The organism is Cohnella baijiui (genome assembly GCF_020731285.1).
In the GTDB taxonomy this organism is placed as follows: domain Bacteria; phylum Bacillota; class Bacilli; order Paenibacillales; family Paenibacillaceae; genus Cohnella.
In genome coordinates this window covers 1-225 of the sequence record NZ_JAJFOW010000408.1, presented here as the reverse complement: position 1 = coordinate 225, position 225 = coordinate 1, and the positions used below count along the sequence as shown (strand labels likewise).

General features: G+C 41.8%; 1 protein-coding gene. It reads left to right on the top strand.

Annotation, left to right across the window (positions count from 1 at the left end):
- Window positions 1–225, top strand: a 225-nt coding sequence (locus LKX83_RS33150; RefSeq protein ID WP_227887545.1) for a hypothetical protein, incomplete at both ends; no start/stop codon positions are given.

Genomic DNA, 225 nt, shown 5'->3' with positions numbered 1-225 from the left:
GCTGATTTCAAGAAAGATGCTGATCGCTCAATCGATGAAGAGGGCCTTAAAGACGGTCTGAAAATGATTGTGTTCGCTGACAAACAAGATAACATTCTCAGCAGAACGATTGAAACAGAAGACAAAAAAGCCGGAAAAAAAGGCGTAGTTAAACTTGCAAGCTTCGAAGATAAAGAAGGTAAGGACCATGTCGTATTTGATGTGGTGATAACCGGTTCTGGCAGC